Source organism: Anaeromassilibacillus sp. SJQ-1, from assembly GCF_046693725.1.
Classification (GTDB): Bacteria; Bacillota; Clostridia; order Oscillospirales; family Acutalibacteraceae; genus Anaeromassilibacillus.
This window is the reverse complement of the sequence record NZ_JBKEIV010000039.1, coordinates 43,103-51,655: the sequence shown is the minus strand read 5'-3', so window position 1 is coordinate 51,655 and position 8,553 is coordinate 43,103. Positions and strand designations below refer to the sequence as shown.

Genomic DNA, 8,553 nt, shown 5'->3' with positions numbered 1-8,553 from the left:
CTGTACATCTGCTTCGTTGGGTATTGTGTATAGCCGCCGATTAACGAAACAACTGCGGTTTACCTCGTGTGAGTTTTCGCATTTATCGTGAAACGCTTTTGCGCGTTTTTCGTTGCGCCGCTTCATGTATGACTGTCCCGCCAAGGGGGACTGTTCCTTCTATGTAAGCGACCGGGTAGACGATTTCTCCCGCATTGCGGGCATCTTTCTTGGCAGGGACATCGGCCAGGAGGTCCACCAAATCGACATCAACCGCTATTGACCCAAGGTAGGGGGAATGTAAAAATGCAGGAAAATTATTTAATTTCCATTTTGGGACGCCAGCAGGTGGACGGTGAAACCGGCGAGGTTCAGGTCACCACGCTCGGTTCCTATGTAAAAAAAGGAAAAAATCGTTATATTACCTATAAAGAATATGACAGCGAAGAGAACGGAAAGCCGGTGACCTCTGTGCTGAAGGTCGAAGGAAATGACAAAGTGACCCTGATGCGCGGTGCGGGAAGTACCCGTTTGGTTTTGGAGAATGGCAAACGTCACCTCTGTCAGTACGACACCGGCTACGGCAACATGATGATCGGGATCTTCACCAGCCAGTTACACTCCAGTTTGACCGACGAAGGTGGCAAGCTGGAGGTTCGCTATACGCTGGACATCAATTCCAACCTGTCCAGTTCGAATGAAATTTTGATTACCATCAAGGAGGCAGAAAACAAAGATGTCAAAACTCGTGCAGCAGGCGACCACTGAACTGAGGAATATTATCCGTACCGCCATGGAAAAAGCCTGTGCCAACGGCGAACTGCCGCAGGCGGACATTCCTGAATTTTCCATCGAGGTACCCGCAGACCGGGCACACGGCGATTGGGCCACCAACGCTGCAATGGTAAGCGCGCGCGCCTTCCACGCAGCCCCCCGCAAAATCGCGGAGGCGATCACAAACAATCTGGCCTTGGACGGCACCTATTTTGACCGTTTTGAAATCGCCGGCCCTGGCTTTATCAATTTCTTTCTGAGCAAACAGTTCTATGTGGATGTGCTGAAAGACATTGAAGCGCTGGGAGACGCGTATGGCCGCAGTGAATACGGCCAAGGGAAAAAGATCATGGTGGAGTTTGTTTCCGCCAATCCAACGGGTCCTATGCACATGGGAAATGCACGCGGCGGCGCCCTGGGCGATTGTTTGGCAGCGGTATTGGACGCGGCGGGATATTCCGTGTGGCGCGAATTTTACGTCAACGACGCGGGCAACCAGATTGAAAAGTTTGGCAATTCTTTGGAAGCGCGTTATTTGCAGATTTATAAGGGCGAGGATGCGGTGGAATTTCCAGAGGACGGCTACCATGGCGACGACATTAAAGAGCGCGCCGCACAGTTCTCGAAGGAATTCGGCGACCGCTATGTAAATGTGGAATCTTCTGTGCGTCAAAAGGCCTTGGTGGACTTTGCGCTGCCGCGCAACATTGCCAAAATGCAGGCAGACCTCGCCAAATATGGCATTCAATACGATGAATGGTTCTTGGAAAGTAAATTGCACAACGATGGCGAGTTGAACGAGACCATCCAGATTCTAAAGGACAAGGGCCTGACCTATGACAAGGAAGGCGCCCTCTGGTATCGCGCTACCACCTTCGGCGCGGAAAAGGATGAAGTTCTGGTCCGCCAGAATGGCAACCCCACTTATTTTGCGGCGGACATCGCCTATCATCGCAACAAATTTGCTAAGCGCGGTTTTGACCGCTGTATCGACGTTTGGGGGGCCGATCATCACGGCCATGTAGCCCGTATGAAGGCCGCTATGGATGCAGTCGGACTCGACGGCAGCAAACTGGACATCGTTTTGATTCAGCTGGTCCGCCTGGTCCGCAATGGCGAAGTGGTCCGTATGAGCAAGCGTACCGGCAAGGCGATCCAGCTGGCCGACCTTCTAGATGAGGTTCCCGTAGACGCTGCACGTTTCTTGTTCAACATGCGTGAAACCACCTCTCAGATGGACTTTGACCTTGACCTTGCAGTTCAGCAGGACGCTCAGAACCCGGTCTATTACGTACAGTACGCACATGCGCGCATTTGCAGTATCCTGAAGGCTCTTAAAGCGGAAGGAATTGAACCGAGAGCCTGTTCCGACGAAGAACTTTCTCTCTTAAATACACAGGAGGAGATCGACCTCATCCGTCACCTTTCTGCCTACACGGACGAAATCGTCGCAGCGGCAAAGGATTACGATCCCGCCCGTATCACGCGCTATGTGATCACACTGGCCAACCTGTTCCATAAATTTTACAATACTTGCCGTGTGAAGGATGAAGAGGACCGTCTGCGCGCCGCACGCATCTGTTTGTGCAAAGCAACAGCAACCGTTATCCGCAATGTGTTGTCCCTGCTAAAAATTTCAGCGCCCGAATCCATGTGATTCCGCCTTGAAACGAAACCTTACAGGAGAACAAAATCATGGAAGATTTCCCATATCCGTTACCCATGTTATTGGACGGAGCCACCGGTACAGCGCTTCTGTCTGCTGGTATGCCGGCAGATGTCTGCCGGCCTGGTGGGCTCGGTATGGAGCAGTGGGTTTTGCAGCACCCACAAATGCTGCAAACTTTATTGAATGCATACATCGATGCAGGTTCCCAGGCAGTGTTTGCTCCAACCTTTGGGGCGAATGCGGCTCTGCTCTCCGCCTATGGTCTGGAAGGGCGTGTAGTGGAATTGAACACCGAGCTGGTGCGCCTGGCACAGAGCATTGCAAAACCACGCGGGGTACTGGTGGGCGGTAATGTCAGTCCCAGCGGCCTGTTCGTCCCCCCTTTTGGTGAGGCCGACTTTGACGACATATACGACTTGTACCGCCAGCAGATCCGAGCACTCGATCAAGCAGGCGTCGATTTTCTTGCAATTGAATCGCAGACCTCTTTGGCCGATATGCGCGCAGCGGTTCTTGCCGCGCGTACAACCGATCTGCCTGTATTCGTCACCATCGCAGTGGACGAAAGTGGTCATACGGTTACCGGCAGTTCTTTGCTTCCGGTGGTCATCACGCTACAGGCCATGGGAGTGGATGCCATCGGCCTGAACTGCTTGCTCGACCCTATGCTTTCTTTGATCGAGGAAGTTCGCCTCCACACAGCGGTTCCCATCATCGCAAAGCCAAATGCCCGAAACTCCGATGGTACGCTCCTCTCCCCCGCGGCCTTTGCCGAGAAAATGCGCCTGCTGATGCAGGCGGGCGCCCGCATCGTAGGCGGATACGACGATTCTACTCCTGCGCATATTTCTGCGCTGAAAAAGGTGGCGCAGGAATTCGGCCCTCCCGAAATTGCAAAAGAGCCTGACAATTATGCGGCCACGATCGAAACGGAGGCCTTTTTCTTAGGGGACGACCTTGTATTCAGCGAACCCTTGGCCTGCACCGGGCATCTGGACGACGACCTAATCGACTTGGACGACGACCGTTGCAATACAGCCCTGGTGGAAATTGAAAGCATCGATGACGCCTATGTACTCGCAGAAAACAGCAGCATGACCCGTCTTCCGATTGCCGTACATTGCGACAGTGCACCGATTTTGGAAGCGGCTCTACGGTACTTCCAAGGGCGTTTGATCGTTGACAGTGAATGCCAGATTGAGGACGAGATATTGGAACCTCTCTCATCCAAATATGGTGCGATTCTTTACTGAGCGTCTTTTAGAGGACACGATTGAGATTCAGGCACTCTAAAAATGAACTCACTATTTTTGTATGATACGCATAGGAACCAGTAAGAGGATGCCCCAAACTACGAATTGTTCGATTCATAGGAGGGGCATCCTCTTTTCTTTTTGGTAAAATATTTGAGTTTTTAAAAAACAAGGGTATCCTTCCGTCCTTTCAGGACTTTTGGGATACCCCTTTGTTGGCATCGATACAAACAAAGATTCGTTTAATAGCGATAGGGATGCCCTGCTTTTTGCGGAGGCTGTCCCTATTAAAAATATTCATTCTTTGATTTTTCTTTCGATCATTTCCCGTCCACAGAGGGACTCCTTTGTCTGTGTGGGCAAATCCTACGACTCTTTCTCCTGACCCTCTACACCAGAAGGCCTAAATGAGAAGGTCTCCCCCGGCACAAGATTCGATTTTTCTTCAGAAAATTCCTCTTCCGGTATCCCAGATTCCTCCATAGCAGCGACGGATTTTGCTTCTGTTCCATCATCTCCCCGTAGGATTCTTTTCTGCTGCTCAGGCGCCGAATCCCAACTGCAAAAAGCAAGATAAATACCAGCACACGCCAAAAAGATGGCAACCGCTGAACAGGCTACAGACCAGACTTCTATCCCAATGGGACCTAAAATCATGGCTACCACACATAAGATCATCCCAATTTCAAAAAAGATAAAGGCAAGCTTATGGTCGGACATCTGGAGACCCCCTCTCATTTCAAATCTAAGGCACTGCACAAAGCAGCCATCTGTTCCATGGTGAGCTGTTCCGCGCGGGCAGTTTGTAAGATTCCTGCCTGAACGCAGGCTTGTGCTACCCGCTCTTTGGGAAGCGAAAGGCCCGCAGAAACTGCATTCAGAATGGTCTTACGCCGCTGTCCAAACGCCGCCTTCACCAGTGCAAAAAAGTGCGTTTCATTTGACACCGTAACCGGTGGATGCTCGACGCACGTCCATCCGAATCACGGTGGAATCCACGTTGGGCGGCGGTAAAAAGCTCCCACGGGATACTTGGAAAAGAACACGCGGCACCGCATAATACTGTACCGCTATGCTCACCGCGCCACATGCCCGTGTCCCTGGTAAAGCGCATAGGCGCTGTGCTGCTTCCTTCTGTACCATCACGGTCAAGGCCCGGATCGGCAAGCGCTCCTCTAGCAGCCGCATAATCACCGGCGATGTGATATAATATGGCAGATTGGCGCATACAACCACCTCCATGCCGGCGAATTCCCTCTGCAAAAGCGGCTGCAGGTCAACCTTCAGAATGTCGTCATTTACTACTTTGGTGTTTGGATACCCTTCGAGCGTCTCCCCCAAAACGGGCAAGAGACGTTTATCCAGTTCTATGGAAACTACCTTCTCCGCACGTTTCGCCAGTTCCACTGTCAGCACGCCGATCCCAGGGCCAACTTCCAATACTCCGATGCCCGGACCCACGCCGCATTCTTCTGCCATCCGAGGGCATACGGAAGGATTGACGAGAAAGTTCTGTCCTAAAGATTTGGAAAATGTAAATCCGTGCCTTGCTAACAGTGCTTTTACTGCCGATGGGTCGGACAGCCGTTGGATTTCCTGCAAAATGATTCCCTCCGAACGCCCCAAAAGGGCAAATTTCTTCATAGTTTCCCACAATAAAAACGGGCTGCAACAGGAAAACCGCACACCGGCGGCATTCCGCAGCCAGAGTTCTTCTGAAATACAAGTCAAAATTCTATTCTATAGCAAACCGAACACATCCGGCATGATCCTCTTGCTCGATTGTGGTTTTTGCCTATTATATCACAGAAATTCTTGGAATGCCATTGATTCTCGCGCGAAAATCCCCTATCATAGAGATGGATAAAAACGCACAAGGAAAGAGGGAAAGTATGATCCGGACTGACAAAGAAAATTACTATCTGGATATTGCGGAGACCGTCGCAGAGCGCGGAACTTGTCTGCGCCGCAATTTTGGCGCAATTATTGTACATAACGACGAGATCGTCTCCACCGGCTACAACGGCGCACCGCGTGGGCGCAAGAACTGTATCGACATGGGCGTTTGTATTCGGGAGAAGCTGGGCATTCCCCGTGGAGAGCGCTATGAGATCTGCCGTTCTGTTCATGCAGAGGCAAACGCAATCATCAGCGCTGCCCGCCGGGATATGATTGGTTCCACTCTATATCTCGTGGGAAAGGACGCCAAAACCGGGGAATATGTAGAAAATGCCTCCAGTTGCTCCATGTGCAAGCGGCAGATCATCAACGCTGGTATTGCCCGCGTAGTGATCCGTTTAAATAAAAATGCGTTCATCTCGGTTGCTGTATCCGATTGGATCGAACAGGACGAGTCACTCAGCGGAACCTTTGGCTACTAAAATATTTATAAGAATAAGAAAAGTGGACGAGCCGCGCGCATCGTCCACTTTTCCTTTTATACCAAAAAAATCCTTGTAATCTGATCCACCAAGAACGCTGCCGCCGTCGCCCCCACCGCTACCGTAAGCAGCCCCTTGTCTTTGTAAGCCAGCACCAGGGCAACTCCCAACCCCGCGGCTGCGCTCAAAATGCTTTGTATGGTCACTGTTTCCGCAGTGGAAAACAGAATTGCTGGAAAAGTCATGGCTGCCAGCACCGCATAGGGTACGTAAGCCAAAAAGGATCGGATAAACCGGTTTTGAATCTTTTTTTAAAGATTGCCAATGGCAATACGCGAATGACATATGTCACACCGGCCATAATCGCCACGGAGATCAATATTCGTTGCAAATCCAATGTCATCCTACGCCACCCGCTTTCTCCGGCGGTTCCTCTTCATCCATCGGGTAGCGCACTGCCGCATAAGCGGACACAACCACTGCGCAGATGATGATAACCCAGCCCGTCGAAATCTGGTTGAGGAAGGGGAGCCATTGGAAACAACAGCTTAAAGCCGTCGAAAGAAGCACCACCATTGCGATGGGCTTTGCCTTACAAGCAGGCGGTATGATAATCGCAATAAACATGCCGTAGATGGCAATACCGAGGGCATTGCGCAGAGAATCCGGCAAAAGTCCTGTCGCGGTAGCGCCAAGCAGAGTCCCTAAGGCCCATCCCACATAGGGCGTAGCAATCAACCCGGACAGGTATTTTGCGTTGATCTCCTCCCTCTGTTGCATAGCAACCGCAAAAATTTCATCCGTAATACCAAAAGCCAACACCCAACGCTCCAGATTGGTCATCTTGGACTCCACCTTCTGCGAAAGAGACAGCGACATCAGCATATACCGGATATTGATAATAAACGTCGTAACCGCGATTTCAACGTACATTCCACCCGCCAAAATCAGCTGCGTCCCTGCGACCTGTCCCGCAGAGGTCAAGTTCGTCATGGAGATCAGAAGCGCCACCCACGCCGGCAGTCCCCCTTGCGTCGCCATGATTCCAAAGGCAAAGGATACGCTGAGGTAACCCAAACAGATCGGCATGCCGTCCTTGAGACCTTTCCGAAAGGTCAAAGCTTTCTGTTCCACTCTCTCAATCGCCCCAACTCTTTAACGTACCCTCTCACAGAAGGCTGCAAACCAGATCGCCCATTTCTTCACAGGTAACCGTACGAAGCCCCTCTGTCGCAATATCCGGCGTACGTGCCTGTTTTAAGGCGGCAGAAACGGCATCCTCAATGGCCTGAGCTGCCTGCGGCTGCTCCAAAGAATACTTGAGCATCATTCCCGCGGACAAAATAGTTGCCAGAGGATTGGCTTTTCCCGTCCCTGCAATGTCCGGCGCCGATCCATGGATCGGTTCATACAATCCGGCCTTTCCGGAACCCAGGCTTGCAGAAGCCAGCATGCCAATGCTGCCGCTAATCATGGACGCCTCATCGGAGAGAATGTCGCCGAAAATATTCGATGTGACAATCACATCGAATTGCTGCGGATTGCGCACCAACTGCATCGCACAATTGTCTACATACATATTGCTGAGTTCTACATCTGGAAATTCTTCCGCACCGATGCGCGCAACGGTTGCACGCCACAGACGGGAGGACTCCAATACATTGGCCTTGTCTACGCTGCACAGCTTCTTATTGCGCTTGCGGGCCATTTCGAAGGCGACACGTGCAATCCGCTCAATCTCAGGCGCCGTATACATCTCGGTATCGTATGCAGCAGGAACCCCGTTGACCTCTTTGCGGCCGCGCTCTCCAAAATAGATGCCGCCGGTCAGTTCACGGACCACCATCACGTCGAGCTTTCCCCCGATGATTTCCGTCTTGAGCGGTGAAGCGTCGCGCAACTCATCAAAAATGACGGCTGGACGCAGATTTGCAAATAATTCAAGGGCGCCGCGAATTCCCAGCAAGCCCTTTTCCGGCCGCTGGTCGCCCGGCAACGTATCCCATTTGGGACCGCCTACTGCACCGAGTAACGTTGAATCCGCCGCCTTGCACTTGTCGATTGTTTCCTGTGGAAGCGGAGTGCCTGTGGCATCAATAGCACTTCCGCCCAGCAAGGCCTCTTCGTAATCGATACCAAAGCCGAATTTCTCCCGGCTTTGGTGAGAACTTTGACTGCCTGGTCCACAATTTCAGGGCCAATGCCGTCACCCTTTAACAATACAATTTTGTATGTATTCATTGGATGTACCTCCTCATTATATAGCATAGAAATGTCGTATAAATTCCATACGGGATGCACAAAATCTTTTTCTCTGTTCTCTGCCAAATTCTAGACACCGCAATCTATTGCTGAAAAAACAAGGATGCTCACTATTAAGACGATCTTTTCCAAGAATGAAAGCGTACCCTTATTTCTATAAGAGATGTGTCAAAAGCCCCCTGCATTCTTTAAGAACGGGCCAATTGGGGGTGAAAACAGAGATCTTTTCACAGAA

Annotated in this window: 8 protein-coding genes and 2 pseudogenes; 5 read left to right on the top strand and 5 right to left on the bottom strand. The window is 51.3% G+C overall.

Features of this window, described 5'->3' with window-relative positions; all coding sequences use genetic code 11:
- The first annotated feature begins 124 nt into the window (after positions 1-124).
- From ACGCCZ_RS10605 to ACGCCZ_RS10590, 4 genes are read left to right on the top strand one after another with little or no spacing between them, the layout of a single operon-like run.
- Positions 125-262 (top strand): hypothetical protein, encoded by a 138-nt coding sequence (locus ACGCCZ_RS10605; protein WP_411655984.1) that lies wholly within the window; start codon positions 125-127, stop codon positions 260-262.
- 23 nt (positions 263-285) lie between these two features.
- Positions 286-747: a DUF1934 domain-containing protein gene (locus tag ACGCCZ_RS10600; protein ID WP_085531644.1), complete on the top strand. Its 462-nt coding sequence runs from the start codon at positions 286-288 to the stop codon at positions 745-747.
- Entirely contained in the window at positions 716-2,410 is a 1,695-nt protein-coding gene (argS, locus tag ACGCCZ_RS10595; protein WP_411655983.1) for an arginine--tRNA ligase, read from the top strand. The genes ACGCCZ_RS10600 and argS overlap by 32 nt, the downstream gene beginning before the upstream one ends.
- Before the next feature lie 38 nt (positions 2,411-2,448).
- Positions 2,449-3,675 (top strand): homocysteine S-methyltransferase family protein, encoded by a 1,227-nt coding sequence (locus ACGCCZ_RS10590; protein ID WP_054323560.1) that lies wholly within the window; start codon positions 2,449-2,451, stop codon positions 3,673-3,675.
- A gap of 366 nt (positions 3,676-4,041) precedes the next feature.
- On the opposite strand, the gene ACGCCZ_RS10585 is transcribed toward ACGCCZ_RS10590, so the two are convergent.
- Positions 4,042-4,395: a hypothetical protein gene (locus tag ACGCCZ_RS10585; RefSeq protein ID WP_085531638.1), complete on the bottom strand. Its 354-nt coding sequence runs from the start codon at positions 4,393-4,395 to the stop codon at positions 4,042-4,044.
- A 14-nt stretch (positions 4,396-4,409) separates the two neighbouring features.
- Positions 4,410-5,268 (bottom strand): annotated as a pseudogene (gene rsmA / locus ACGCCZ_RS10580) (16S rRNA (adenine(1518)-N(6)/adenine(1519)-N(6))-dimethyltransferase RsmA).
- 299 nt (positions 5,269-5,567) lie between these two features.
- Here rsmA and ACGCCZ_RS10575 point away from each other — a divergent pair.
- Positions 5,568-6,056 carry a deoxycytidylate deaminase gene (locus ACGCCZ_RS10575; RefSeq protein WP_054323558.1) on the top strand — a complete coding sequence of 163 codons (489 nt, stop codon included), beginning with the start codon at positions 5,568-5,570 and terminating at the stop codon, positions 6,054-6,056.
- Positions 6,057-6,112: 56 nt separating this feature from the next.
- Here ACGCCZ_RS10575 and ACGCCZ_RS10570 read toward each other — a convergent pair whose 3' ends face one another.
- From ACGCCZ_RS10570 to leuB, 3 genes and pseudogenes are all read right to left on the bottom strand, one after another.
- Entirely contained in the window at positions 6,113-6,334 is a 222-nt protein-coding gene (locus ACGCCZ_RS10570; RefSeq protein ID WP_411655982.1) for an AzlD domain-containing protein, read from the bottom strand.
- A 121-nt stretch (positions 6,335-6,455) separates the two neighbouring features.
- Positions 6,456-7,145 (bottom strand): AzlC family ABC transporter permease, encoded by a 690-nt coding sequence (locus tag ACGCCZ_RS10565; RefSeq protein WP_085534466.1) that lies wholly within the window; start codon positions 7,143-7,145, stop codon positions 6,456-6,458.
- Between the two features lie 79 nt (positions 7,146-7,224).
- Positions 7,225-8,297 (bottom strand): annotated as a pseudogene (gene leuB, locus ACGCCZ_RS10560) (3-isopropylmalate dehydrogenase).
- Positions 8,298-8,553: the final 256 nt, after the last annotated feature.